Source organism: Pseudomonas sp. IPO3747, from assembly GCF_013385245.1.
Taxonomy (GTDB): domain Bacteria; phylum Pseudomonadota; class Gammaproteobacteria; order Pseudomonadales; family Pseudomonadaceae; genus Aquipseudomonas; species Aquipseudomonas edaphica.
Genome location: NZ_JACAQL010000004.1, coordinates 557,306 through 582,191, shown reverse-complemented (window position 1 = coordinate 582,191; position 24,886 = coordinate 557,306). Strand labels below are relative to the sequence as shown.

General features: G+C 59.6%; 25 protein-coding genes and 1 pseudogene. 15 read left to right on the top strand and 11 right to left on the bottom strand.

The window, feature by feature from the left end; all coding sequences use genetic code 11:
* Positions 1-49 precede the first annotated feature (49 nt).
* Positions 50-994 (bottom strand): alpha/beta hydrolase, encoded by a 945-nt coding sequence (locus tag HX790_RS09670; protein ID WP_099550453.1) that lies wholly within the window; start codon positions 992-994, stop codon positions 50-52.
* A 210-nt stretch (positions 995-1,204) separates the two neighbouring features.
* Between HX790_RS09670 and fadD2 the strand changes: the two genes are divergently transcribed.
* Positions 1,205-2,893: a long-chain-fatty-acid--CoA ligase FadD2 gene (gene fadD2 / locus HX790_RS09665; RefSeq protein ID WP_017139194.1), complete on the top strand. Its 1,689-nt coding sequence runs from the start codon at positions 1,205-1,207 to the stop codon at positions 2,891-2,893.
* Positions 2,894-3,276: 383 nt separating this feature from the next.
* Positions 3,277-4,968, top strand: coding sequence for a long-chain-fatty-acid--CoA ligase FadD1 (gene fadD1 / locus HX790_RS09660; RefSeq protein ID WP_176991480.1), 1,692 nt, complete (start codon positions 3,277-3,279; stop codon positions 4,966-4,968).
* 164 nt (positions 4,969-5,132) lie between these two features.
* Here the strand turns inward: fadD1 and HX790_RS09655 are convergent, their stop codons facing one another.
* The gene (locus HX790_RS09655) at positions 5,133-5,510 is read right to left on the bottom strand and encodes a hypothetical protein (protein WP_017139196.1); all 378 of its coding nucleotides are present in this window, start codon (positions 5,508-5,510) and stop codon (positions 5,133-5,135) included.
* A gap of 199 nt (positions 5,511-5,709) precedes the next feature.
* On the opposite strand from HX790_RS09655, the gene HX790_RS09650 reads away from it, so the two are divergent.
* The 3 genes from HX790_RS09650 (at position 5,710) to def (ending at position 7,568) form a co-directional block, all read left to right on the top strand.
* Positions 5,710-5,895: a CsbD family protein gene (locus tag HX790_RS09650; protein WP_017139197.1), complete on the top strand. Its 186-nt coding sequence runs from the start codon at positions 5,710-5,712 to the stop codon at positions 5,893-5,895.
* Between the two features lie 179 nt (positions 5,896-6,074).
* Positions 6,075-7,025, top strand: coding sequence for a YihY/virulence factor BrkB family protein (locus HX790_RS09645; RefSeq protein ID WP_017139198.1), 951 nt, complete (start codon positions 6,075-6,077; stop codon positions 7,023-7,025).
* 3 nt (positions 7,026-7,028) lie between these two features.
* The gene (def, locus tag HX790_RS09640) at positions 7,029-7,568 is read left to right on the top strand and encodes a peptide deformylase (RefSeq protein WP_017139199.1); all 540 of its coding nucleotides are present in this window, start codon (positions 7,029-7,031) and stop codon (positions 7,566-7,568) included.
* A 166-nt stretch (positions 7,569-7,734) separates the two neighbouring features.
* Here the strand turns inward: def and HX790_RS09635 are convergent, their stop codons facing one another.
* Positions 7,735-8,553, bottom strand: a complete 819-nt coding sequence (locus tag HX790_RS09635) for a class I SAM-dependent methyltransferase (RefSeq protein ID WP_099550457.1) — start codon at positions 8,551-8,553, stop codon at positions 7,735-7,737.
* Positions 8,554-8,612: 59 nt separating this feature from the next.
* A complete protein-coding gene (locus HX790_RS09630) occupies positions 8,613-9,050 on the bottom strand; it encodes a GNAT family N-acetyltransferase (RefSeq protein ID WP_017139201.1) in 438 nt (145 codons plus the stop codon).
* 301 nt (positions 9,051-9,351) lie between these two features.
* Between HX790_RS09630 and HX790_RS09625 the strand changes: the two genes are divergently transcribed.
* From HX790_RS09625 to HX790_RS09605, 5 genes are all read left to right on the top strand, one after another.
* Positions 9,352-10,281, top strand: a complete 930-nt coding sequence (locus tag HX790_RS09625) for a fatty acid desaturase (protein WP_017139203.1) — start codon at positions 9,352-9,354, stop codon at positions 10,279-10,281.
* A gap of 9 nt (positions 10,282-10,290) precedes the next feature.
* On the top strand, positions 10,291-11,082 hold the full coding sequence (locus HX790_RS09620; protein WP_176991479.1) for a phosphate/phosphite/phosphonate ABC transporter substrate-binding protein: 792 nt from the start codon (positions 10,291-10,293) through the stop codon (positions 11,080-11,082).
* Positions 11,083-11,204: 122 nt separating this feature from the next.
* Complete coding sequence (locus tag HX790_RS09615; protein ID WP_099550460.1) at positions 11,205-11,750, top strand: sigma-70 family RNA polymerase sigma factor; 546 nt, start codon at positions 11,205-11,207, stop codon at positions 11,748-11,750.
* Between the two features lie 133 nt (positions 11,751-11,883).
* Positions 11,884-12,897: an ABC transporter substrate-binding protein gene (locus HX790_RS09610; protein ID WP_176991478.1), complete on the top strand. Its 1,014-nt coding sequence runs from the start codon at positions 11,884-11,886 to the stop codon at positions 12,895-12,897.
* Between the two features lie 128 nt (positions 12,898-13,025).
* Complete coding sequence (locus HX790_RS09605) at positions 13,026-13,961, top strand: aliphatic sulfonate ABC transporter substrate-binding protein (protein WP_017139207.1); 936 nt, start codon at positions 13,026-13,028, stop codon at positions 13,959-13,961.
* A 114-nt stretch (positions 13,962-14,075) separates the two neighbouring features.
* Here the strand turns inward: HX790_RS09605 and gstA are convergent, their stop codons facing one another.
* A complete protein-coding gene (gene gstA / locus HX790_RS09600) occupies positions 14,076-14,678 on the bottom strand; it encodes a glutathione transferase GstA (RefSeq protein ID WP_176991477.1) in 603 nt (200 codons plus the stop codon).
* 96 nt (positions 14,679-14,774) lie between these two features.
* Between gstA and HX790_RS09595 the strand changes: the two genes are divergently transcribed.
* From HX790_RS09595 to HX790_RS29815, 3 genes and pseudogenes are all read left to right on the top strand, one after another.
* Positions 14,775-15,644 (top strand): LysR family transcriptional regulator, encoded by an 870-nt coding sequence (locus HX790_RS09595; protein ID WP_169985101.1) that lies wholly within the window; start codon positions 14,775-14,777, stop codon positions 15,642-15,644.
* 122 nt (positions 15,645-15,766) lie between these two features.
* A pseudogene (locus HX790_RS29820) lies at positions 15,767-16,588 on the top strand (PAS domain-containing protein); the annotation flags it as partial.
* On the top strand, positions 16,562-17,131 hold the full coding sequence (locus HX790_RS29815) for a methyl-accepting chemotaxis protein (RefSeq protein ID WP_371318500.1): 570 nt from the start codon (positions 16,562-16,564) through the stop codon (positions 17,129-17,131). The pseudogene HX790_RS29820 and the gene HX790_RS29815, both read left to right, overlap by 27 nt.
* A gap of 143 nt (positions 17,132-17,274) precedes the next feature.
* Here the strand turns inward: HX790_RS29815 and HX790_RS09585 are convergent, their stop codons facing one another.
* The 6 genes from HX790_RS09585 to HX790_RS09560 all read right to left on the bottom strand — a co-directional run bounded on the left by HX790_RS09585 (position 17,275) and on the right by HX790_RS09560 (position 22,633).
* Positions 17,275-17,784, bottom strand: coding sequence for a hypothetical protein (locus tag HX790_RS09585; protein WP_017139210.1), 510 nt, complete (start codon positions 17,782-17,784; stop codon positions 17,275-17,277).
* 133 nt (positions 17,785-17,917) lie between these two features.
* Positions 17,918-19,327 carry an MFS transporter gene (locus HX790_RS09580; RefSeq protein WP_176991476.1) on the bottom strand — a complete coding sequence of 470 codons (1,410 nt, stop codon included), beginning with the start codon at positions 19,325-19,327 and terminating at the stop codon, positions 17,918-17,920.
* A gap of 9 nt (positions 19,328-19,336) precedes the next feature.
* Complete coding sequence (locus HX790_RS09575; protein ID WP_138452085.1) at positions 19,337-20,074, bottom strand: NAD(P)-dependent oxidoreductase; 738 nt, start codon at positions 20,072-20,074, stop codon at positions 19,337-19,339.
* Positions 20,075-20,088: 14 nt separating this feature from the next.
* Positions 20,089-20,721 (bottom strand): glutathione S-transferase family protein, encoded by a 633-nt coding sequence (locus HX790_RS09570; protein WP_176991475.1) that lies wholly within the window; start codon positions 20,719-20,721, stop codon positions 20,089-20,091.
* A 189-nt stretch (positions 20,722-20,910) separates the two neighbouring features.
* A complete protein-coding gene (locus tag HX790_RS09565) occupies positions 20,911-21,144 on the bottom strand; it encodes a DUF6124 family protein (protein ID WP_017139214.1) in 234 nt (77 codons plus the stop codon).
* A gap of 457 nt (positions 21,145-21,601) precedes the next feature.
* Positions 21,602-22,633 (bottom strand): LacI family DNA-binding transcriptional regulator, encoded by a 1,032-nt coding sequence (locus tag HX790_RS09560; RefSeq protein ID WP_169985274.1) that lies wholly within the window; start codon positions 22,631-22,633, stop codon positions 21,602-21,604.
* Positions 22,634-22,844: 211 nt separating this feature from the next.
* Between HX790_RS09560 and HX790_RS09555 the strand changes: the two genes are divergently transcribed.
* On the top strand, positions 22,845-23,378 hold the full coding sequence (locus HX790_RS09555) for a gluconokinase (RefSeq protein ID WP_169985094.1): 534 nt from the start codon (positions 22,845-22,847) through the stop codon (positions 23,376-23,378).
* An 84-nt stretch (positions 23,379-23,462) separates the two neighbouring features.
* Positions 23,463-24,815: a GntP family permease gene (locus HX790_RS09550; protein ID WP_056859617.1), complete on the top strand. Its 1,353-nt coding sequence runs from the start codon at positions 23,463-23,465 to the stop codon at positions 24,813-24,815.
* Positions 24,816-24,886: the final 71 nt, after the last annotated feature.

Genomic DNA, 24,886 nt, shown 5'->3' with positions numbered 1-24,886 from the left:
CATCCTGTGGCTAATCGGTAATTTAATAGATTGATTTTAAAGGAAAAAGTTACTCGCAGCGCGCCGGCCTGCGTAACGTCAAGGCCTGGTCGAGCCACTTCAGAACATCCGCTGTCACGTCATCGCGGTTGGTTTCGTTGAACACTTCATGACGCGCCTGCGGGTAGATATTCAATTGCAGGTTCTGGCAACCAGCCTCACGCAGGGCATGGGCCAGGCTTTTGAGACGTTTGCCTTCACTTACCGGATCACATTCGCCGCCCATTATCATAATTGGCAGGCCCGGATCGATCTGTGCGAGGTTGGACGCTTTGCTGATTTGCTGCAAGCCGCCGAGCAAGTCGATCCACAACTGGTTGGTACAGCGAAAGCCGCACAGCGGGTCATTGATGTACTTGTCCACCTCCAGCGGGTCGCGGCTTAGCCAGTCAAACGCGGTGCGGTTGGGCTTGAATGCCTTGTTGAATGAGCCGAACGACAAAAAGTCGATCAATGCACTGCGCCCGCGCAGGCCTTGGCGTGCGCGCTCCAGTCGGGCAATGACGCCGGCGGCGCGGTAAAGCGCCACCGGCTGGTAATTCGAACCGCTGAGAATCGCCCCGTTCAGGCTCGCGCTATGGTGCAACAGGTACGCCTGGGCGATATAGCTGCCCATGCTGTGGCCCAGCAAGATGATCGGCAGGCCCGGCTGCTGCTGGCCGATGTGCTGGTTGAGGCTGGCGAGGTCGCCCACCACTTTATTCCAGCCATCCTTTTCGGCGTACAGGCCCAGCGTGCCTTCATCGGCGGTGCGGCCATGGCCACGCTGGTCCGGCGCGTACAGGCCGTAGCCGGCTGCGCACAGCGCTTCGGCCAGGCGTGCATAGCGCCCGCTGTGTTCGGCCATGCCGTGGGACAGCATGATCATGGCCTTGGCGGGCCCGTCCGGCAGCCATTGATTGACGTACAGGCGGCTGCGGTCATTCGCGGTCAGCCAGAAGGTGCTGTGATTCATAGCGCTTCCTTTGCTCAGGGTCGTTGCAGTGTATAGCTCATCTGGCCGGGGCTGGTGTATCTGCCTACACGTTAGGGGCAAGATTCATACAATAAATGACACAGTTGCGCGTATTTGCCTGTTTGGCCATAGCTGCTAACGTCCCCAAAGCTCCGCTTTTTATACCAATGAGAAAGCGGCCGGACACACTCAGGTACGAGGACAAGAATAATGCAACCTGATTTCTGGAATGACAAACGCGCGGCGGGCGTTCCCAATGATATCGACCTCACTACCTACAAATCGGTGATCGAAGTCTTTGAACGCTCCTGCAAGGCCTTTGCCGACCGTCCGGCGTTCAGCAACATGGGCATCACCCTGACCTACGCCGAGCTTGAGCGCCAGAGTGCCGCGTTCGCCGGCTACCTGCAAAACCACACCGACCTCAAGCCTGGCGAGCGCATCGCGGTGCAGATGCCCAACGTGCTGCATTACCCGATTGCGGTGTTCGGCGCGCTGCGCGCCGGGTTGATCGTGGTCAACACCAACCCGCTGTACACCCCGCGTGAGATGCGCCACCAGTTCAAGGATGCTGGCGTGCGCGCGCTGGTCTATCTCAACCTGTTCGGTTCGCGGGTGCAGGACGTGTGCACCGACACCGAGATCGACTACCTGATCGAAGCCAGGATGGGCGACTTCATGCCCGCCGCCAAAGGCTGGCTGGTCAACACCGTGGTCGACAAGGTCAAGAAAATGGTCCCGGCCTACAGCCTGCCACGTGCGGTGTCGTTCAAGCGCGCCTTGCGCATGGGCGCGGGCCAGGCGGTGGTTCGCCACCCGGTGACGCTGGATGATATCGCCGTGCTGCAATACACCGGCGGCACCACCGGCCTGGCCAAGGGCGCGATGCTCACCCACGGCAACCTGGTGGCGAATATGCAGCAGGCGCGGGCGTGCATGTCCCAGGTCACCGATGACGGCCAGCCGCTGGTGAAAGAAGGGCAGGAGGTGATGATTGCGCCGCTGCCGCTGTACCACATCTATGCTTTTACCGCGAACTGCATGTGCATGATGGTGACCGGCAACCACAACGTGCTGATCACCAACCCGCGTGACATCGGCGGGTTTATCAAGGAGCTGAAAAAGTGGCGGTTCTCCTGCTTGCTCGGGTTGAACACGCTGTTCGTGGCGCTCATGGATCACCCCGACTTCAAGACCCTGGATTTCTCCCATCTCAAGATCACCAATTCGGGTGGCACTGCGCTGGTCAAGGCCACCGCCGAGCGCTGGAAGGCACTCACCGGTTGCTCCATCGGCGAAGGTTACGGCCTCACCGAAACCTCGCCGGTGGCCAGCACCAACCCCTACGGCAGCCAGTCGCGGCTGGGCACCGTGGGCATTCCGGTGCCGGGCACGGCGATGAAAGTGATTGATGATGAAGGCCGCGAGCTGCCCCTGGGCGAGCGCGGCGAGCTGTGCATCAAAGGCCCGCAGGTGATGAAGGGTTACTGGCAGCAACCCGTGGCCACCGCCGAGACCCTGGACGCCGAAGGTTGGCTCAAAACCGGTGATATTGCGGTGATCGACACCGATGGTTTTGTCAGCATCGTCGATCGCAAGAAAGACCTGATCATCGTCTCGGGCTTCAATGTGTACCCCAACGAGATCGAAGACGTGGTGATGGCGCATCCAGCAGTGGCCAACTGCGCGGTGATCGGCGTACCGGACGAACGCACCGGCGAAGCGGTGAAGCTGTTTGTGGTGGCGCGCGCCCAAGGTGTGAGCGTTGATGAGTTGAAGGCGTACTGCAAGACCAACTTCACCGGGTACAAGGTGCCCAAGCACATTGTGTTGCGTGAGTCGTTGCCGATGACGCCGGTGGGCAAGATTTTGCGCAGGGAGCTGCGCGACATCGCCTGATGTGAAATGCAATAAAAAATGTGGGAGCTGGCTTGCCTGCGATAGCCATGTATCAGTCACCCGATTTATCGACTGATTCACCGCTATCGCAGGCAAGCCAGCTCCCACATTGCTGTTTATCGCTCCGTAAAGCCCATTCCAGAGCGATTTCCTGGCTTATAGAATCTTTGCTCTAAAAATGACCATTAGATATTCTTGAGTCATGTTTATGACTGTAGGGCCTTCTTTTGGCTCTAGGCGGCCCTTGGCAAAGCTGCTACTCTCGGCGCGCTTTGTGACTTCTCGGCCTGCTTGAAAGCGCCAGATTCACCTAAAAAAACATACACCAATAATAATCGCATCAAATGCGATGATGAATTCGCGTCGCTGAGGAGTGGGCTTCCATGAACGAAGACTTTTGGAAGGATAAGTACCCCGCCGGGATTGCTGCAGACATCAATCCAGACGAGTATCAGAATATTCAGGCGGTACTGAAACAGTCCTGCCAGCGCTTCGCCGACAAACCGGCTTTCAGCAACCTGGGCAAGACCATCACCTACGGTGAACTCTACGAATTGTCCGGCGCCTTCGCCGCCTACCTGCAACAGCATACCGATTTGAAGCCCGGCGATCGAATCGCCGTGCAACTGCCCAACGTCCTGCAATACCCGGTGGCCGTGTTCGGTGCCATCCGTGCCGGGCTGATCGTGGTCAACACCAACCCGCTGTACACCGCGCGGGAAATGGAACACCAATTCAATGATTCCGGGGCCAAGGCCCTGGTCTGCCTGGCAAACATGGCGCACCTGGCTGAAAAAGTCGTGCCCAAGACTGCCGTCAAGCACGTGATCGTCACCGAAGTCGCTGACTTGCTGTCGCCGTTCAAGCGCCTGTTGATCAACAGCGTCATCAAGTACGTGAAGAAAATGGTCCCGGCCTATCACTTGCCCAAGGCGATCAAGTTCAATGAAGTACTGGCCAAGGGGCACGGCCAACCGGTTAACGACGCCAGCCCTGCCAGCGGCGATGTGGCTGTGCTGCAATACACCGGTGGCACCACCGGCGTGGCCAAGGGCGCGATGCTCACCCACCGCAACCTGGTTGCCAACATGTTGCAGTGCAAGGCGCTGATGGGCTCCAACCTCAACGAAGGCTGCGAGATCCTGATCACACCGCTGCCGCTGTACCACATCTATGCGTTCACCTTTCATTGCATGGCGATGATGCTGATCGGCAACCACAACATCCTGATCAGCAACCCGCGCGACCTGCCGGCGATGGTCAAGGAACTGTCGAAGTGGAAGTTCAGCGGCTTTGTCGGCTTGAACACGCTGTTCGTGGCGCTGTGCAATAACGAGGCGTTCCGCAAGCTGGACTTCTCCGCACTCAAAGTGACCTTGTCGGGCGGCATGGCCCTGCAACTGGCTGCGGCTGAGCGCTGGAAAGCCGTGACCGGCTGTGGCATCTGTGAAGGTTACGGCATGACCGAAACCAGCCCGGTGGCCACCGTCAACCCGATCCAGCATATCCAGATCGGCACCATCGGCATTCCGGTGCCTTCCACGCTGTGCAAAGTCATCGCCGACGACGGCACCGAGTTGGCGCTGGGCGAAACCGGCGAGCTGTGTGTGAAAGGCCCGCAGGTGATGAAGGGCTACTGGTTGCGCGACGACTCCACCGCCGAAATGCTCGACAGTGAAGGCTGGTTGAAGACCGGTGACATCGCGATCATCCAGCAAGACGGCTACATCCGCATTGTCGACCGCAAGAAAGACATGATTCTGGTCTCCGGTTTCAACGTCTACCCCAACGAACTGGAAGACGTGCTGACAAGCCTGCCGGGCGTGCTGCAATGTGCGGCCATCGGTGTGCCGGATGAAAAATCCGGTGAGCACATCAAGATCTTTATCGTGGTCAAGCCAGGCGCGACCCTGACCAAGGACCAGGTCATGGAACACATGCGCGCCAACGTCACCGGCTACAAGGTGCCCAGGGCCGTGGAGTTCCGTGATGCATTGCCGACTACCAACGTGGGCAAGATCCTGCGCCGTGAGTTGCGCGATGAAGAGCTGAAGAAGCTGGGTCTTAAAAAGTAACCCATAAAAAACCCCGCTGATGCGGGGTTTTTTTTGGCCCGAACTGGAATGCAGTCCAATGTGGGAGCTGGCTTGCCTGCGATAGCGGTGGATCAGCTAGCCCAACTGTGACGGGTATACCGCCATCGCAGGCAAGCCAGCTCCCACATGTTTTAATCGAGTTGTTACAAGGCGAACTGCGCGAAGCCCACGCCAGCACCTGCCGGGCGCACATCCTTCAAGAACGAATCCTTATCCGCGCTCAGCTCCAGGGTAATCTCCGGCTTGCGCTTGCCCGCGTTGCGCACCACCAACCCTTCGATGTGTTCGCGCAGGAACGCCGTCGGCACCTTCAGGTGCAGCAACTGGTCAGTCTCGGCGTTGTGCATCAACAAGTGAACCCACTCGTACTGGCCCACACCAATGCGCACCAGCGGCAGGTCGAACCACCAGATGTTGCGTTTGCTGTCCAGGTCGGTGAAGTGGCAGTTGTTGACGCCGAGTACGGCACCGCCCAGTTCCTGGTTTCTGCGGGCGATGGCCTGTGCTTTATTGAGTTTCATAACCTTCCTACGGGATCTGTTATTCAGCGTTATAGCCTGAATGTGCCGGGCATTCTCATGGGTTAGCGGCAAAACATAAAGCCAAACCTGTCGCCGGCGATGAAATGCGCGCTGAAAATAATTGAAACTCTGCCGAACGGCCTCGGGTCAATCTCTAGGTAATGACCAAAACCCTTGATTGTTCTTTCGGAGAAATACCATGAGCAGCACATCGGATAAGGCAAAAGGTTTGAAAGATGAACTTGTCGGCAACATCAAGCAAGGTGTCGGCAAAGTCACCGGCAATGACAAGCTGCACGCTGAAGGCGTTTTGCAGGAGAAGAAAGGTCAGGTCGAAAAAGCCGTCGGCGACACCAAAGATGCGGTAAAAAAAGCCGTCAAGTAACACTGAATCGCCGGCTGGATTCATGCAGCCCGACGGCCATCTACGGATGGCCGTTTTTATGTGAAGCGTGCAACTAAAGTTTGGAAATTGTTTCAAAGTCGCCAAATGGGCTACTTTGATGTAGAAAACGGCCCCTGAGTCGCCCACGACCTCACCCTTTTGCGGCGAAAGGAGACGCTATGATTTTTCCGGTACTAGACGGCCTCAAGCTCCACAAAGTGCTGCTGCGCACCGTCAAGGAATTCGTCGATGACGAAATGCCCACCTACGCCTCGGCACTGGCCTACCAGATGCTGTTCTCGCTGTTTCCCTTCCTGCTGTTCCTCATTGCCCTGATCGGCTTCCTGCACCTGCCGGACTTTTTCACCTGGCTGCGCATGCAGTCGGAACTGGTGTTGCCGCCCCAGGCGCTGGAGCAGGTCAACCCGGTGATCGACCAGTTGCAGCAGTCCAAGGGCGGTTTGCTCTCGGTGGGTATCGTGATCGCGCTGTGGACCGCCTCGGCCGGCGTGCGCCTGATGATGAGCGCGATGAACGCCGCCTATGATGTGGTCGAAGGCCGGCCGATCTGGAAACGCTTCCCGCTGTCGATTTTCTACACTGTCGGCATCGCCGGCATGTTGCTCGCTGCTGCCGCACTGATGGTGCTCGGCCCGCAAGTGATGGAATGGCTCGCCGGGCAGATCGGCATGCAGGAATTCGTGGTCACCTTATGGACCATCCTGCGCTGGCCCTTGATCGTGATTCTGCTGATGTTCGCCGTGGCCCTCATGTACTACGTGATGCCCGATGTTGAGCAAAAATTCCGCTTTATCACCCCAGGCTCAGTGCTGGCCGTGGTGGTGTGGATCATCGCCTCGCTGGGCTTTGGTTATTACGTCAAAACCTTTGCTGACTACAACGCGATGTATGGCAGTATCGGTGCGATCATCGTCCTGCTTCTGTACTTCTATATTTCCGCCGCTGTGTTGTTGCTCGGCGCGGAGATGAATGCCGTGATCGAGCACATGTCGGCCGAAGGCAAGGACCCAGGTGAAAAGGAATTTGATGAAGACAGCCACACGAATGAAAAACAGCACGTCTCAGGCCTGGGCCGGGACCACTCCAAGCCCACTACCGATGAAGTCTGATCGATGATCCGTGAAATCCTGAAAATGGGCGACGAGCGCCTGCTGCGCATCGCGCCACCGGTTCCGCCGGAAATGTTCGACAGCCCTGAGCTGTGGCAGTTGATTGATGACATGTTCCAGACCATGGAGCACGTCGGCGGTGTCGGCCTGGCCGCGCCGCAGATTGGTGTGGACCTGCAGCTTGTTATCTTTGGTTTCGAGGCCAGCGAACGCTACCCGGATGCGCCGCCGGTGCCGCAGACCATCCTGATCAACCCGCTGATCACGCCGCTCAGCCCGGTGCTCGAAGAGGGTTATGAAGGTTGCCTGTCGGTGCCGGGCCTGCGTGGCGCGGTAGATCGTTACCAGCAGATTCGCTACGAGGGTTTCGATCCCAAGGGCGAGCCGATCGTGCGCGTTGCCGACGGCTTCCATGCACGGGTGGTGCAGCATGAATGCGATCACCTGATCGGCCGGTTATACCCCTCGCGGATTACCGACTTCAGCAAATTCGGGTTTATCGAAGTGATGTTCCCGGATATGGATCCAAACGCTGACGAGTAACCCTTAGGAACGCTCATATCTAAATGTCGGAGCGCGCTTATGTGGGAGCTGGCTTGCCTGCGATAGCATCGCCTCGGTGACACTGATAAACCGAGGTGCCTGCATCGCAGGCAAGCCAGCTCCCACACAAGCCAGCTCCCACATTTGGAATACATTCCAAACAGAGTTATCGGGCGGGTTTAACGAACCGCAACGTCATCCGATCCGACTCGCCAATCGCGACATACCTGGCCTTATCCTGCTCCCCATACCGCAACGACGGCGGCAATGTCCACACGCCGCCCGGGTAGTCCTTGGTGTCCTTGGGGTTGGCATTCACCTCGCTCTGCCCGGCCAGCTTGAACCCGGCGTCCGTCGCCAGTTTCACCACTTGCGCCGTGGTCAGGTAGCCGCTGTCCTTGATCGCTTCCAGGTCCGCGCCGTCTTTGGCCCGGTGATCTTCCACGCCCAGCACACCGCCTGGTTTGAGCACGGTGTAGAACGCGCTGAAGGTCGCTGGCGCGGTGCCTGCGTCTACCCAGTTATGCACATTGCGAAAGGTCAGCACGGCGTCCACCGAAGCTGGTTTGCCGAGCACCGGGGCCTTGGGGTTGAACTCGACGACTTCGGCCTTGGCATAGCGCGCAGGGTCGGCGGCGAATTTGTTTTTCAGGTTCTGTTCGGACGTCGCAGCATAAGCACTGCTGCTGGCAGCTTGCACGGCGGCGATGTAATGCCCGTGGTCCTTGAGCAGCGGCGCGAGAATTTCGCTGAACCAACCGCCACCCGGGGTGATTTCGATCACGCTCTGTGTGGCGCTCAGGCCGAAGAACTCCAGGGTTTGCTGCGGGTGGCGGTAACCGTCACGCGCGCTATTGGCCGGGTCGCGCCAACTGCCGGCCAGCACGCTGGCGTATTGCTCGGCGGTAATCGGCGCATTCGCTGCCTGGCTTAAAGCCGGAGCGAGGAGGGCGGTAAGAGACAGCGCTGCAAGCGTGGTTTTCATGATCATCCTGTAAGGGGCCACTGTGCTGTCGAGGCTAGCACGGGCCTTGCACGGGCCGATCACACATTATCCGCAGTGGACCTCACTAAAAGGTCTAAGCCCATGGCGATCATTGGCTTGTTGCGTTTGTAGCGCGCCAGGCGCTCACCCAGCGATTGGGGCAGGGTGGTTTCCTGGGTGAAACCCATACGTTGATAGAGCCCTTCCAGCTGCGGATGACACAGCAACCACACCGTGCCTTCCACATCGGCCACTGCCGCAGCAATCAACCGCGCCGCCAGCCCGTGGCCGCGATAGGCCGGGTCAACAAACACGCCGGTCAGCCATTGCCCTCCCACCACAGGCGTAAGGCACAACCCGGCGACAATCTCGCTGTCACGCGCCACCCACAAGCGGCCGCCCTTGAGGGCCTTCATCGGCGAATTATGGCGGCGGTAAAACTTGTTCAGCAGCGGCCACAGTGGCTCTGCCAGCAGTTGGATGTGCAGTTCGGGCATGGTGTTTGAGCAACGTAATCAAGGGCCGCCGATTATAAGCGCCTTCTGCCGGGCAATAGGTGGTATACCCAGTGTTACATCCCCTTCACGTGGAGCATGCATCATGGCCAAAGGTATGGATTCAAAGAAAGCCGCGAAGAAAAAGCCGGCAAAGACCGCCGATGAAAAACGCGCCGACAAAAAAGCCAAAAAGACTGAAACCGGCCTGTTCGGTCACTGAGTTACAAGCTTAGAACCAAACGATCTGCAAGATTTTTGCGCCTCACTGCACAGAGCAGGAAACACCTGCTCTGAGCTACCGATGGCCAACTACCTTGATCTGACCCAACGCCGGGAAATCGAAGCCCTGGCACGCAGTTTTACCGCAGTCACCGAATGGCCGACCTGGCTGTTGCTGATCGGCGTATATACCGGCTGGTTCGCCGTGATCCTCGCCAGCCACTGGCTGGGCCTGTGGCTGAGCACGGTGTTGCTGATCCCGTTGGTGACACTCTGGCTGTCGGTGCAACACGAATTGCTGCATGGCCATCCCACCCGTTCGCCCCTGATCAACAAACTGCTCGGCTACGCGCCGTTTGCCGTGTGGTATCCCTACACGCTGTACCGCGACAGTCACCTGTTGCACCATAACGACGAAGACCTGACCCTGCCGGGCATCGACCCGGAAAGCCGCTACCTCAATCAACACCAGTGGGATAACAGCTCGTTGCTCAAGCGCGGCGTTCACTGGCTGACCAAAACCCTACTGGGGCGTTTTCTGCTGGCATCGCCGCTGGCCATCGCCCGATTGGCGCGTCATCAACTCCGATGCCTGCCCCAGGTTTGGCCAATGTGGCTGGCCCACGGCGGCGTGACAATCCTGATGCTCGGCGTTATCGCCCACTCCAGCGCCATCCCGGTATGGCATTACCTGCTGCTGGTGACCGCGCCAGCCTTGTCCCTGGCGTCGATCCGTTCCTACTATGAACACCGCCCGCACCCGCAGCCGGAACAGCGTACGGTGCTCAACGAAGCGTCCTGGCCGTGGACCTGGCTGTTCCTCAATAACAACCTGCACCTGGTGCACCACGACTTGCCCAAGCTGCCCTGGTATCTGCTGCCAACGGTCTACCGGGCGCGACGTGAACAATGGGTCGCGCGCAGTGGCGGCTTTCTGGTGCAGGGTTATGGCCAGTTGATCAGCCGCCACGGCCTCAAGGCCATCGACAGCCCAAGGCACCCTTTTGCGTGAGAGACGACCATGAGTGACCACTACGCCGAGCTGCTGATGTACGTCGCGCCCGCAGCGGTGCAACAGGCCAACCAAGCGTGGCTGACGCGTATTTTTGAGCGCCTGAACCTGACGCGCCGTAACGCTGACCACCTCGACCTGCACGGCCTGTGGCTCGCGCCCGAGCTGCTGGTGACGCAAACCTGTGGCTACCCGCTGATGACCCAACTGCGCGGCAAAGTGCGCGTGATCGGCCGCCCGCGCTATGAGCTGGCCCACAGCAGCCAGGGCGAACATTGCAGCCTGCTGCTGACCCGCGAGGACAACCCGCTTAACGAACTGGCGGACTTCTACGACAGTCGCGGCGTGATCAACGGCCACGACTCCAACAGCGGCATGAACCTGCTGCGTGAACGCCTGGCACCGCTGCAACGCGACGGCCGTTTCTTCGCCAGCGTCGGCATCAGCGGCGCCCACCGCGAAAGCCTGCGCTGGCTGCGCGAAGGCCGCGCCGACCTTGCCGCCGTCGACAGCGTGACCTACGACTACCTCGCCCGTTTCGCCCCCGAAGAAGTGGCGGGGCTGCGCACCGTCACCCGCAGCGCACCGAGCCCGACCTTGCCCTTTATCGGCCCGCTGCACTTGAGCGATGAGCAAGTGGCGCACATTCGTGAGGTGATGAATCAGGCGTTGCAGGATTTACCGCACGTGGTCGCAACCCTGGGCATCCAGGCAGTTCTGCCTGCCAGCGAAGACGACTATCAAGTCCTGCTGAACTATCAACAAGCCGCCGCCACTGCCGGCTACCCGCACCTACGCTGATCGTGCGAACAATCGGTTATATAAGAATGAATTTTAAATATTATTAAAGAATAAGCGGCCTTGCTAGGATCGCTCCACCGGAACACCGGACATAACGCGCAACCTTCTCAGATGGAGCCACTATGTCCGGCGCCGACACTTCTCACAGCGATTACGTGGGCGGATTGTTCCGCAGTCATTACGACTGGCTGTGCAGCCGTTTGCACCGCCACCTCGATTCCCGCGCACACGCCGAAGACATCGCCGCCGACACCTTCGTCCAACTGCTGAGTTCGCCCGGCGTGCTGCCGATTCGTCAGCCCCGTGCCTTGCTCACCACCATCGCTCAGCGTTTGATGTACCAACTGTGGCGTCGCCGTGACCTGGAACGCGCTTATCTCGGCGCCCTGGACAACGACGAAACCTGCAACGCACCGTCGCCTGAAGACCTCGCGCAAATGCTCGAAGCCCTGCAGGCCATCGACCAATTGCTCGACGGCTTGCCGGCCAAGGTCAGGGCGACCTTTTTGCTTTCGCAGCTCAATGGCCTGACGTATCCCGAGATCGCCGCCAAACTGGGGATTTCCCAACGCTCGGTCAGCGGCTACATGGCCCGCGCCCTCAACCGTTGCCTGCGCCAGACGCCCGGCCAGCCATACAGCTACACGCGGCTCAGTTATGACTTTTAAACAACTTGAGTGGCACACCGATCCAGTGTGGGAGCTGGCTTGCCTGCGATAGCGATGTTGAAGCCACCATTGCCATCGCAGGCAAGCCAGCTCCCACCGTTGATCTCCTGTGTTCCGGAAAATGAGGTTCTGCATGAAAACAATTAAAAACCTGCTCGGTGGCTCGCTGCTGGCACTCGCTGTCCTGACGCAGCCTACCCAGGCCGCCGAGGCCATCAAACCCATCCACTTCGGCGACATCACCTGGGAAAGCGGCAGCCTGATCACCGAAGTGCTGCGCCTGATCGTCGAGAAAGGTTACGGCCTGCCCACCGACACCTTGCCAGGCAGCACCGTGAGCCTGGAAGCCGCCCTGGCCAAGGACGACATTCAGGTGATCGGCGAAGAATGGGCCGGGCGCAGTCCGGCGTGGGTCAAGGCCGAGGCCGAAGGCAAAGTGTTCGGCCTGGGCGACACGGTCAAAGGTGCCACCGAAGGCTGGTGGGTGCCCGAATACGTGATCAAGGGTGATGCCGAACGCGGCATCAAACCGCTGGCGCCGCAGCTTAAGTCAGTGGCTGACCTGGCGCGCTACAAGGACGTATTTCGCGACCCTGAAGACCCGAGCAAAGGCCGCTTCCTCAACAGCCCCACCGGCTGGACCTCGGAAATCGTCAACAGCCAGAAGCTCAAGGCCTATGGCCTGACCGATACCTTCGTCAACATCCGCACCGGTTCCGGCGCGGCGCTGGATGCTGAAGTGGCCTCCTCGATCCGCCGTGGCAAACCGGTGTTGTTCTACTACTGGTCGCCGACGCCACTGCTGGGCCGCTTCAAGCTGATCAAGCTCGAAGAACCGCCGTTCAACGCCGACGCCTGGAAAACCCTGGCCGACGCCAACAACCCGCACCCCATTGGCACCCGTTCGATGCCTGCACATTTGGCGATTGGTGTGTCGGCGCCGTTCAAGGCGCGGTACCCACAGTTAGTCACCTTCTTTGAAAAAGTCGACCTGCCGATCGACCTGCTCAACGGCATCCTCGCGCAAATGAGCGAGAAACGTGAACAGCCGCGCCAGGTCGCGCTGGCGTTCCTCAAAGAGCAGCCGCAAGTGTGGCAGCAATGGGTGCCTGCGGATGTCGCGGCCAAGGTCAAAGCTGGCCTGTAGCTGATCGTTCCCACGCTCCGCGTGGGAATGCATCCCGTGACGCTCTGCGTCACGATTTTAGAGCGGGGCGCGGAGCGTCCCTGGCGGCATTCCCACGCAGAGCGTGGGAGCGATCGGAGATAACAATGATGGTTAAGTTTTTCAGTGTGGTTCTGGCTTCACTTGTGTTTTCGGCAGCGGTGTCTGCGGCCGAACCGTCCACCTTGCGCATCGGCTACCAGAAAAGCTCGGTGAGCATGGTACTGGCCCGTGAGCACAAACTGTTCGAAGAGGCGCTGCCCGGCACCCAGGTGCAGTGGACTGAATTCCTCGGCGGCCCGCCACTGATCGAAGCGCTGAACGCCGGCAGCCTGGACATTGGCAATATCGGCGACATCCCGCCGATCTTCGCCCAGGCCGCCGGCATCGACTTGCAGTACTTCGCTGTCGAGCCCAATGAAGGCAAAACCGAAGCGGTGCTGGTGCCCACAGCCAGCAGCATCCAAAGCGTGGCCGAACTCAAGGGCAAGCGCGTGGCGCTGCTCAAGGGCTCCAGCGCACACAACCTGTTCCTCAAAAGCCTGCTGCGCGCGGGCTTGCAGTGGAAGGATGTGAATGTGGTGTACCTGTCGCCGTCCGACGGCCGCGCCGCGTTTGAACAAGGCAAAGTCGACGCCTGGGTGGTGTGGGACCCGTACTACTCGGCGGCTGTGGTCGATGGCTCCGCCCGCGTATTGGGCGACGGCCAGGGCCTTAACCCGGCCGGCAGTTTCTTTGTGGTCAACAGCCCATTTGCCAAACAGTACCCGCACGCCGTCGCCACCATCATCAAGACGCTCGGCAAGGCCCAGCGCCTGTCCCTGGACCAGCCCGAAGAAAGCATCGCCTTGATGGCCAAGACCCTGGGCCTGCAGCCGGCGGTGGTCAAAAGCTACTTCGAACACCGCTCGCCGGAGCCGATTCGGCCGCTGCAGGCCATCGACATCGCCAATCAGCAGCGCACCGCCGACCTGTTCTTCGCCAACGGCCTGATCCCGAAAAAGGTCGATGTGCAGCAAATAGTCTTCAAGGCTCTAAACCAATGAACATCAACTGTGGGAGCTGGCTTGCCTGCGATAGCGCTGGCCCAGACAGCACATCATTGCCTGACACACAGTCATCGCAGGCAAGCCAGCTCCCACAGTGGATTGCATTTCAGGTCATGGATTTTCAGCAGCCAGCGCCGCAGTCACGGCAGGCCGTGCGCCAACGCGTTGTTGAAACGCCGTCAGTGCCGGCCACGGCTGCAGATCAATGTCATGAACCGCCGCCCAGCGCAGCAGCACAAACAAATACGCATCCGCTACCGAGTACTGCTCGCCCAGCAAATAATCCTGACGCTCCAGCGTCTGCACCAGAAACTCAAAGCGCTTGAACAACTTGGCCACAAACGTGGCTCGCACTTCGCCTTGGATCGCCGGGTTGAAGAAAATCCCCAGCCCGCCGTGAATCTCGCTGGCGATGAAATTCAGCCATTCCTGCAAACGCACACGCTCCCAACTGCCATTGGCCGGGGCCAACTGGACGGCGGGTTTCAGGTCGGCCAGGTATTGCAGGATCGCACTGGCTTCGGTCAGCACCTGGCCGTTATCCAGTTGCAGCGCCGCCACATAGCCCTTGGGGTTTATTTGCAGGAAGTCTGCGCCATCGGCAGTGGTTTTGGCCTTGTTATCGACCCTTACCAAGTCGAACGGCAGCGCCAATTCGCGCAGCACGATATGGGGGGCGAGGGAACAGGCATTCGGGGAGAAATACAATTTCATGTGGGGCTACTCGGTTGAATTTGCGCCAGTCTCGCGGGCATGGCACCGTGGGTAAAATTAAACCTTCAGACCCCACCCATAAGGACAGCTACTGCCATGATGAACCTGATGCACTGGCGCTTGCTGGTGGCCGTGGCCGATCAAGGCAGCATTACGGCGGCTGCCGAGCAGGTGGGCATGACCCAGTCCGCCGCCAGCCAGGCCATGGCCAACATGGAGGCGACTTTGGGTGCGCAATTGTTCACGCGCGAGCCGCGCAAGACCTTGCCCACCGCGCTCGGGTTGAGTGTGATCGAACAAGCGCGCGTGATGATGGGGGCGTTGCAGGCGATTCGTACAACGGTCGACGACGCTCGGCCGCTGCTGCGTGGGAGTATTCGCATCGCCAGTTTCCCGATGGTGATGGCGACTTTTCTGACGCCGCTGCTGCAGCGTTTTCGTCAGCTGAACCCCGGTATTGAAGTGACCACGCTGGATGTCACGGACAGTGAAGTGCTCACCTTGCTTGACGCCGGCCTGATCGACCTGGGCGTGGTGCTCAACCCCAGGCCCGAGCGCAACGCCAGCGTATTGGGGCGAGATTGCTGGATGGCCGTGTTGCCGACCGATCATCCCTTGGCGCAGCGCCCGGCCAACGCCAGCGTGTCGTTTGAGGAACTGCTGGAGCAACCCTTTGTACTTGCCACCGGCGGTTGCACCGCCAGTGCCCGCAGCTTGGCGGGCGCTGCGGGGCTTACCCTGCGCGATATTCGCGTGGAAGTACGCGAGTGGAACAGCGCCTACAGCCTGGTACGCGAAGGCGTCGGCGTCACGCTGGTACCTGAAATGGCCTTGCCGGTAAAGCGCAATGGCTTGCGCGTGATGCCGCTGACCGTCCCGCTGTATCGCGAATTTGCCTTGGTCGGCTCGCCCGCCCGGCCGCCTTCAGCCGCGGCAAGCGCATTGTTAAAAATGCTGGCTGACTAGTGGCCTTGCATAGCGCCAAGCCCTGTCTATGCTCACCCAGAACCGTTGATGACGTTTGGCATATAAAGCGTTTCGGATGGTTATTTCCCCATGAAGGTTAGCCAGCACTATCCAAAAAATGAATGGAATGCGCCTTTCAGGCGCCGGGAATCAAGGGTGATCTGACCATGTTCAACCGCCATCACAAATCCGACCTGCAAGAAATCGAACGTTTCTCCTGTGCCCTCACCGAAGCCAACGCCAAACTCGCCGCCATCAGCCGTTCCATGGCAATGATCGAGTTCGACCGCAACGGCATCATCCTCGATGCCAACGACAACTTCTGCCAAGCCATGGGCTACAATGTGGAGGAAATTCGCGGCAAGCATCACCGCATTTTTTGCGAGGATGCCTACACCCACACCGAGGCCTACACCAAGCTATGGCGTGACCTGGCGCGGGGCGAAGCCCTCAGCGGCACCTTTATGCGCCTGAACAAGCGTGGCGAAGAAGTGTGGCTCGAAGCCAGTTATATGCCGGTGCTCGACAGCAACAACCAGGTGCAGAGCGTGATCAAAGTGGCTTCGGATATTTCGGCGCGGGTCCACCATGAACACGAGAACCAGAGCCTGATCGACGCCATCAGCCGTTCAATGGCGGTGATCGAGTTCACGCCCCAGGGCCAGATTCTCAACGCCAACGACAATTTCCTGCGCACCGTGCAGTACTCACGCGAAGAAATCATCGGCCAGCACCACAGCATGTTCTGCCACCGTGCCGAGGTTGAATTGCCGGCCTACAAGGCGTTCTGGGCCTCGCTCAACCGTGGGGAATATCATTCCCATCGCTTCGAGCGTAAGAACAAATACGGCAAGACCCTGTTTCTGGAAGCGTCCTACAACCCGATTTTCGACACCAACGGGCGCCTGTACAAAGTGGTGAAATTCGCCAGTGACATCACCGACCAGGTCACCACCCTGCGCACCGCCGCCGATTCGGCGCATGCCACCTCGGTACAAAACGATGCCTGTGCGCGCAAAGGTTCGGAGGTGGTGCAGCAAACCGTGCAGATCATTGAAGAGATTTCCAGCGACTTGAATCAGGCGGCCCAGAGTATCGATGCGGTGAGCAAGCAATCGGACATCATCGGCTCCATCGTGCAGACCATCCGCAGCATTGCCGAGCAGACCAATATGCTCGCGCTTAACGCAGCCATTGAAGCGGCGCGGGCGGGTGAGCATGGGCGTGGTTTTGCGGTGGTGGCCGATGAAGTGCGCAGCCTTGCCGCACGCACCAGTCAGGCGACAGTGGAGATTGTGGATGTAGTGCGCAAGAACCACGACCTGTCGCTGAGCGCGGTGTCGAGCATGCAGTCGAGCCTGAGCCGTACTGGGCTGGGTGTGGAATTGGCGAATGAAGCGGGGCAGGTGATCCTGGAGATTCAGGAAGGCTCGCGGCATGTGGTGGATGCGATCAGCCAGTTCAACTCAACGTTGCAACTGCAGTAAGGCTGGGGGCTCAAGATCGTTCCCACGCTCCGCGTGGGAATGCCTCACTGGACGCTCCGCGTCCGCTCTTGGGACGCGGAGCGTCCTTGGCTGCATTCCCACGCGGAGCGTGGGAACGATCATCCGATCATCAGTGGTGTCGGTCAGATCGCGGCCAGGGTTTCTTTAACCGCCTGCGCCGGATCAGTGGCCTTCGCCGCTACCTGCTGATCTTGCTGCTGCTTCACGCGTTCAGCCACTTGCTTGGCAATCGCGTCCTGTTTTTCCTGCGGCATTGCTTGCACTTGCGCCTCGGTCAAACCCTGTTCCTTGAGCAACTGCTCGCGGATGCGTTCGGCGGGGGATTTGTTCATGTAGTCGGTGAAGTCGGCGCGTGCGGTGCTGGTGCTCGAACCGGCTGCCGGCACATCCGTCGATGCGGTAGGGGCGGCGGTGGTGGCTTGCAGCTGCACTCGGGTCTTGGCGAAGGCTTCGTCGATGCGGTCGTTGGCTTTGTCCAGGTCCTTCTGCGCGGCCGGCACGGTCACACTTTGCTGCGCCGCTTGCAGGGCACCACTGTAAAGCGTGCTGGCGGCAGCGTTGGCCGGGTCCATGTCGGGACGCTTGAGCTGTTGCACGGTCGATACGGCTTGGGCGTTGTTATTAACCAGCATGATCGGTCACCTGTGGAAATGTTCGGTGCGACAGCTGGAGCAAATAGCATGCCGAGTGCACCACCCCCGGTTTTGTTGGGGATGGCGCGGGCGTCGCGGCAATCATTGTCCCGCAGGCGGCCAACTGTTGCCGTCAGTGCGCAATATTCTCCAACGCCAAATTGCGCGTGCGCGGCCCGAACCAACTGATGGTGATCATCACAATCAACATGCTGCTGGCAATAAACGCCAGCACGCCCGGCGTGCCCAGGTGCTCCAGAATAAAACCGATCAACAAGCTGCTGAACACCGTGGACAAGCGGCTGAACGAATAGCAGAACCCCACCGCCCGTGCGCGGATATTGGTCGGGAACAACTCGCTCTGGTACGAGTGATAACTGAAGCTCAGCCAGGCGTTGCAGAAGGTGATCATCACCCCGCAGATCACCAGCCCCACCGCCGTGGTTTGCAGGGCGAACAGGCTGCCGAAGATCATTGCGCCCATGGCTGAGCCGACAATCTGCCATTTATTTTCGAAACGGTTGGCCACTTTTACAAACAACAACGGGCCCAGCGGGTAGGCGAGGGTGATGATAAAGGCGTACATCAGGCTGTGGGTCACGCTCACGCCCTGGCCCGACAGCAACGCCGGCAACCAATTGCCGAAGCCGAAAAAGCCGATAGCCTGGAACACGTGAAACACAATCAGCATCAACGCACGGCGCCGGTACGGCGGTTGCCAGATATCGGCAAAACGGCCGCTGCCTTGCACGCCGACGGCCTGCAGTTCGGGTTCATCCAGCGGTTTGCCGTGATCCTTTTGGCAGCGCGCCTCCAGGTTGTCCATGATCTGCCCGGCTTCATCAAAGCGACCTTTTTGCGCCAGCCAGCGCGGTGATTCCGGCAGGCGCTTGCGCAGTTGCCAGATAAACAGCGCAAACACTGCACTGCTGAGCACCACCCAGCGCCAGCCGGACACCCCGAATGGCGCCTGGGGCACCAGCCACCACGACATCAATGCTACCGCCGGCACCGACAGAAACTGGATGAAAAACGCAAAGGCGAACGCTGAACTGCGCATGCGCTTGGGCACCAGTTCCGACAGGTAGGCGTCGATGGTTACCAGCTCGATCCCCAGGCCAATGCCCACCAGAAAACGCATGCCGATAATGCCCAGCGCCGAGGTTTGAATGCCCATCAACACCGTGGCGACCGTGTACCAGATCAACGCAAAGGTAAAGATCGCCCGGCGCCCGAAACGGTCGGCGATAGGGCTGAGCAGGCTGGCACCGAGGAACAGGCCCAGGAAGGTCGCGGAAGCAAACGCGGCCTGGTCCGAGAAGCCAAACACGCCCTCGCTGCCGGTGTGGAAAATACCGTCGCTGATCAAGCCGGGGCTGATATAGGCGGTCTGGAACAGGTCATACAGCTCAAAAAAACCACCGATCGACAGCAGCGCCACCAGGCGCCAGACGGTGGCGACGGCGGGCAGGCGGTCAATGCGCGCGCTGATGTGGGCAGCACGGATCGGGTCGATGCCGTCGGCGGTGGAGAGTGCAGGCATGGGCAGAACTCAATAAGTAATCGGGATTTCAAATGCTTGGAATGCATCATCGACCGGATGGTAACCCAACACCCGCGTGGTTTCGCTCAGGTCCAGGCGCTTGAAACGGTTATTGGAAATGCCATGGGCGATCAGGTGCTTCACGCCCTCGGCCTCCACCGAGCGTTGCAGCAATTGCACCGCGTCCCGTGGGCTGAGCCAGGCGCTGAGGTCGCGGGCGTTGTTGAGGTCGTGGGTTTCGGGGAACTCAAAGGCGCCGATGCGCAGGGCAATGGTCGACAGTGGCGTCTTGGCTGCGTAGTAGCCGCACAACGCCTCGCCGTAGCATTTGCTCACGCCATACAGGTTGGCGGGCATTACCTGCATGCCGGGCGTGATCTGCCGGTCTACCGGGTAGCCTTCGATGGTTTGTGCGCTGCTGGCGAATACCAAACGCTTCACGCCGGCGGCCACGGCGGCTTCGAACAGGTAAGTCGTAGCGAGGATATTGTTCGGTAGCAACTCGTCGAACGACGCGCTGGCGTGGGGGATGCCCGACAGGTGCACGACCACGTCGATGCCATCAAGCAGCGCGGCCAGGCTGGCTTTGTCACTCAGGTCAGCGTGGACGAAACGGTGCTCGCCCAGGTCGAACGCCGGCGCGATGCGGTCCGTGAGGGTGAAGCGGTAGCGCTCTTTTGAGGCTTCGAAAAATGTCTTGCCGATTCTGCCGCAGGCGCCGGTAAGCAGTACGTTGAGTCCTTTCACAGTGAGTCCTTGTTTTAGTGATGGCCGTCGAGGGCGAAGGTCTTGAAGCCCTGGCGTTGGCTCAGGCGTTGGTAATACGCCGCAATGGCAGGGTAGGGCGGGCGCTCCATGGGCGTGTTCTGCCAACGGTGCACCGAGAGGCCGATCAGGATATCGGCGAGGGTGAATTCATCTCCGGCCACATAGGCGCCGGTTTTGGCCAACTGTTGTTCCAGCAGGCCCATCTTGTCATTCCAGCGCTGCACGGCGGCGGCAATCTGCGTTGTGTCGAGGCCGTCGGGGTTGTTGCGCACCAGCGCGGTGAAGGCGTCGCCCCAGGCGCGGTTGAGTTCCACGGCTTGCCAGTCCACCCATTGCTCGACCCGCGCACGTGGCGCGGGTTCGGCGGGGAGCAGGTCGGTGCGTTGGTAGAGGCCGATCAGGTAGCGGCAGATGGTGTTGGATTCCCACAACACACCGTGGTCGTCGATCAGCACCGGCACCTGGGCGTTGGGGTTCAGGGCCAGGAATTCGGCTGACTGGGTGGGCTTGAAGCCGATGCCCCAGTCTTCACGTACGTAGTCGATGCCCAGTTCCTGGCAGGTCCAGAGCACTTTGCGCACGTTGATGGAGGACGTGCGGCCGAGGATTTTCAGTGAGTGTCCCATGGTGCTTCCCTGACGATGGCGAGCGGTCAATCTAGCAGGGGCAGGACTTTACGGCGATATCTTAAGTGGGCACGGACAACATGTGGGAGCTGGCTTGCCTGCGATAGCGGTGTGTCAGGCAATGATGTGCCGACAGGTCTACCGCCATCGCAGGCAAGCCAGCTCCCACAGGGTTAACCGAGTTAGGCTTTAGGTGCGTGGTGTTTGCTGGTCCATGGCTTTGCCGACCATCAAGACTGATAACTCGCTGAGTTGATGAATGGCGAGTGCCACGTCGCGGTGTTTGCCGGTGAGGTCATTGGACAGGTCGAGCAACAAGGTGCTGACGGAGCACACGGTTTCGTAGCTGTTGATCAGTAGGGATTCGATGGGTATGTCGGGTGTGAGAGTGAAGAGCGTAGTTGGGGGATTGACGCTTTGCATGGTTGAAGTACCTGGTTTGTGCCAACACCCGCATCGCTACTAAACAAGTTGGGTGGCAGCTGTGCGCAGGTTAGTAGACCGGTAATCCCACACAAACCCGGCGCGCCCGAAGGCGCCCTACGCACAGCCGCCATAATTGGCTTGTGCATATTGTGTTGGGAAGTTCGGGCTACTAAACCCGATCACCGAGAAATTCAGTGACCGACCCACCTTAGAGACCACCCCCCAAGCGCACAAGCCGGCGGATTCTGACGTAAGCGTAGGCAACCGGGCAAGGCGCTTACGGCAATGTCAGCCGCGTCCTACAGCCTTCCTACATCTCAAGCGAGCACGGTAAAAAAATGTGGGAGCTGGCTTGCCTGCGATAGCGGTGTGTCAGGCAACGATGTGCCGACAGGTCTACCGCCATCGCAGGCAAGCCAGCTCCCACAGTTTGATTGTGTTTGGGCTTTGAAAGTTACGTGCTTTCGCGCACCTGCAACTCAAACCCCATGTCCACCACCGGCTTGGCAATCTTGTTGCCTGCCATGATCGTCAACAAATGCTCCGCCGAGCGCCGCCCGATCGCTTCCCGTGGAGTGCTGATGCTGCTCAAACGCGGCACCATAAAAGACGATGCCGGCAAGTCGTTAAAGCCCAGCACCGCCACGCGCTCCGGGACGTTGATGCCGTGTCGCATGGCCTCCAGCAGTGCGCCCTGGGCCAGGTCGTCGTTACCGAAGAAAATCGCATCCACGTCCGGATGCGCCGCCAGCAGCTGCAAAAACAACTCACCACCCAAGCCCACGGAGGAGGGGCGTGGCGTCAGCAGTTCCAGCGCCGGGTCGTACATACCCGCCTGCTGCAGGGCGCGGCGGAACCCTTCACCGCGCAGCAACGTGCGCTGGTCCAACTGCGCGCCGATATACGCCAGGCGCTTGCGCCCACGGGAGAGCAAATGCGCTGCGGCTGTTTCGCCTGCGCTCAATTGCGAAAACCCCACGCAATTCACGCCCGCGTTCGGGTCCAGATCCATCATGTACACACAGGGCACATTGCTGGCCTCGACCATCCGTCGTGCGCTTTCGGTGCGATCAAACCCGGTCAGCAGCAAACCGCGTGGCTGGTAGGCCATGTAGTTGCGCAGCAGGTTTTCTTCTTCATCACGCGAATAGTGCGAGTTGCCGATCAGTACTTCAAAGCCCTTGGGCCGCAGCACTGCGTGGATGGCTTCGAGGGTTTCGATAAACAACAGGTTGGACAGCGACGGCACGATGACCACCACCGAATGGCTTTGCGCCGAGGCCAGGGCGCGAGCGGCGGGGTTGACGACGTAATTCAGTTCGGCAGCGGCCAGTTGCACTTTTTCCACCAGCTCGGTAGCAACCGTGCTGACGCCACGCAGTGCGCGGGAGGCGGTAATGGGGCTGACACCCGCCAGGCGGGCCACTTCATTGAGGGTCGGGCGACCGGTGGTGCGCAATTTTTTATCGTTCTTGGAGGTCATCAGGCTGTTGCCAAACAAAAATCGAGGCACTAAGGTAGCGCTGTCTCCAAATGGCTGCAAATTATTGAACGTTGGGTTGCCTGATCCTGTTCAAACAGTTGGAGAGGATGCACGCGTCACTCCATAAAAATGACAAGTCGGCGCGGGAAAAGCCTGTTTTTGCACTAGCCTTACAGCGTGCAAAGGTAGCGCTATCTGCGTCCTGAGGTGTTTCATGAGTCAACCTGTTACCGCCCTGGTCATCATGGGTGTTTCCGGCTGTGGCAAGTCCAGCGTCAGCGAAGCCCTGTGCCGCCTGAACGGCGCCACCGCCATTGAAGGCGACAGCTTTCACCCTGCCGCCAATATCGAAAAGATGAGCGCCGGCCACCCCCTCAACGACGACGACCGCGCCGGCTGGCTCGATATCCTCTGCGATGAACTGCGCCGCTCGCTCAAAGCGGGCGAGCATCCGGTGCTCACCTGCTCAGCCCTCAAAAAGAAATACCGTGACCACCTGCGCGAAGCCGCGCCGGGCCTGGGGTTTGTGTTCCTGGAGCTGACCCGCGCCGTGGCTGCTGACCGCGTGTCCCATCGCCCCGGCCATTTCATGCCGGCAAGCCTGATCGACAGCCAGTTCGCCACCCTCGAATCGCCCGTGGGCGAGCCGCTGACCCTGGCGCTCAATGCCAGCGAAGACAGCGTTGAGGACTTGGCCAAGCAAACCAATGCCTGGTGGCTGCAACACGGCTTTGAACCTACTCATTAATTTTTTGCCGGAAAAGGTAGCGCTACCCCCGGCGAAAGATTCAATACCCGCTTTAATAACAACAACAAACAGGAGAGACCCCCCATGTTTGGCATGTCCCACGAGTCCTACCTGCTGCTAGACGCAGTGGTCACAATCATCGGGTTGATCGTTCTGATCACCCAATTCAAGGTGCACCCGTTCATTGCACTGATCATCGCGGCCGGCTTTCTCGGCCTGACCTCGGGCATGCCCGTGGACAAGATCATCAAGGCGTTCCAGGACGGTTTTGGCGGTGTGCTTGGTTTTGTCGGCATTATCCTCGCGCTGGGCACGATGCTCGGCAAGATGATGGCCGAGTCCGGCGGCGCCGATCAGATCGCACAGACACTGATCCGTGCCTTCGGCAAAGACAAAGTCCAGTGGGCGATGATGTTCGCTGCGTTCCTGGTGGGCATCCCGCTGTTCTTCGAGATCGGTTTTGTACTGCTGATCCCGCTGGTATTTATCGTCGCGCGCCGCACCGGCGTGTCGCTGATCAAGATCGGCATCCCGCTGCTCGCCGGCCTGTCGGCAGTACACGGCCTGGTGCCACCGCACCCTGGCCCGCTGCTGGCCATCGGCGTGTTTGGCGCAGACATCGGCAAGACCATCCTGTACGGCCTGATCGTCGCACTGCCGACCGCCATCATTGCCGGTCCGATTTTCGGCACGTTTATCGCCAAGTACATTCCAGGCAACCCGTCCCAGGAACTGGTTGACCAACTGGCCCGCGAGCCAGAGTCCAAAAGCTTGCCGAGCTTCAGCATCACCCTGATCACCGTGCTGCTGCCGGTGTTCCTGATGCTGCTCAAAACCTTCGCCGACGTCGCGCTGCCGGACGGCCATGCCATCCGCAACTGGATGGACATGATCGGTCACCCGATCACTGCGCTGCTGCTGGCGTTGCTGCTGTCGCTGTACACCTTTGGCCATCGCCAGGGCATTCACTCCAAGCAAATCCTCAAGCTGCTCGACGCCAGCCTCGCGCCGACCGCTGCGATCATCCTGATCATCGGCGCCGGTGGTGGTTTCAAGCAGATGCTGGTGACCAGCGGTGTGGGCGACGTGATCGGCCACATGGCGGTGAACGCGCAGATCAACCCGATTTTGCTGGCGTGGCTGGTGGCGGCGGTGATTCGTGTGGCCACAGGCTCCGCGACGGTCGCGACCATTACCGGCGCAGGCATTGTGGTGCCGGTGGTCGGGATGATTCCAGGCGTTAACCGTGAGCTGCTGGTGTTGGCGACGGGGGCGGGCTCGTTGGTGTTGTCTCACGTCAACGATGCGGGGTTCTGGCTGGTGAAGCAGTACTTCAATATGACCGTGGTCGAGACGTTCAAGACCTGGACGGCGATGGAGACCATTCTGTCGGTGGTGGCGCTGATCTTTATCATGTTGCTGTCGTTGGTGGTGTAACAGGCGCACCACAAAACCTATGTGGTAACCCAATCAAATGTGGGAGCTGGCTTGCCTGCGATGGCGGTGTT

Coding starts and splice junctions, on each gene's coding strand:
- HX790_RS09670 (WP_099550453.1), bottom strand. CDS start 994: ATGAATCACAGCACCTTCTGGCTGACCGCGAATGACCGCAGCCGCCTG.
- fadD2 (WP_017139194.1), top strand. CDS start 1,205: ATGCAACCTGATTTCTGGAATGACAAACGCGCGGCGGGCGTTCCCAAT.
- fadD1 (WP_176991480.1), top strand. CDS start 3,277: ATGAACGAAGACTTTTGGAAGGATAAGTACCCCGCCGGGATTGCTGCA.
- HX790_RS09655 (WP_017139196.1), bottom strand. CDS start 5,510: ATGAAACTCAATAAAGCACAGGCCATCGCCCGCAGAAACCAGGAACTG.
- HX790_RS09650 (WP_017139197.1), top strand. CDS start 5,710: ATGAGCAGCACATCGGATAAGGCAAAAGGTTTGAAAGATGAACTTGTC.
- HX790_RS09645 (WP_017139198.1), top strand. CDS start 6,075: ATGATTTTTCCGGTACTAGACGGCCTCAAGCTCCACAAAGTGCTGCTG.
- def (WP_017139199.1), top strand. CDS start 7,029: ATGATCCGTGAAATCCTGAAAATGGGCGACGAGCGCCTGCTGCGCATC.
- HX790_RS09635 (WP_099550457.1), bottom strand. CDS start 8,553: ATGAAAACCACGCTTGCAGCGCTGTCTCTTACCGCCCTCCTCGCTCCG.
- HX790_RS09630 (WP_017139201.1), bottom strand. CDS start 9,050: ATGCCCGAACTGCACATCCAACTGCTGGCAGAGCCACTGTGGCCGCTG.
- HX790_RS09625 (WP_017139203.1), top strand. CDS start 9,352: ATGGCCAACTACCTTGATCTGACCCAACGCCGGGAAATCGAAGCCCTG.
- HX790_RS09620 (WP_176991479.1), top strand. CDS start 10,291: ATGAGTGACCACTACGCCGAGCTGCTGATGTACGTCGCGCCCGCAGCG.
- HX790_RS09615 (WP_099550460.1), top strand. CDS start 11,205: ATGTCCGGCGCCGACACTTCTCACAGCGATTACGTGGGCGGATTGTTC.
- HX790_RS09610 (WP_176991478.1), top strand. CDS start 11,884: ATGAAAACAATTAAAAACCTGCTCGGTGGCTCGCTGCTGGCACTCGCT.
- HX790_RS09605 (WP_017139207.1), top strand. CDS start 13,026: ATGGTTAAGTTTTTCAGTGTGGTTCTGGCTTCACTTGTGTTTTCGGCA.
- gstA (WP_176991477.1), bottom strand. CDS start 14,678: ATGAAATTGTATTTCTCCCCGAATGCCTGTTCCCTCGCCCCCCATATC.
- HX790_RS09595 (WP_169985101.1), top strand. CDS start 14,775: ATGATGAACCTGATGCACTGGCGCTTGCTGGTGGCCGTGGCCGATCAA.
- HX790_RS09585 (WP_017139210.1), bottom strand. CDS start 17,784: ATGCTGGTTAATAACAACGCCCAAGCCGTATCGACCGTGCAACAGCTC.
- HX790_RS09580 (WP_176991476.1), bottom strand. CDS start 19,327: ATGCCTGCACTCTCCACCGCCGACGGCATCGACCCGATCCGTGCTGCC.
- HX790_RS09570 (WP_176991475.1), bottom strand. CDS start 20,721: ATGGGACACTCACTGAAAATCCTCGGCCGCACGTCCTCCATCAACGTG.
- HX790_RS09565 (WP_017139214.1), bottom strand. CDS start 21,144: ATGCAAAGCGTCAATCCCCCAACTACGCTCTTCACTCTCACACCCGAC.
- HX790_RS09555 (WP_169985094.1), top strand. CDS start 22,845: ATGAGTCAACCTGTTACCGCCCTGGTCATCATGGGTGTTTCCGGCTGT.
- HX790_RS09550 (WP_056859617.1), top strand. CDS start 23,463: ATGTTTGGCATGTCCCACGAGTCCTACCTGCTGCTAGACGCAGTGGTC.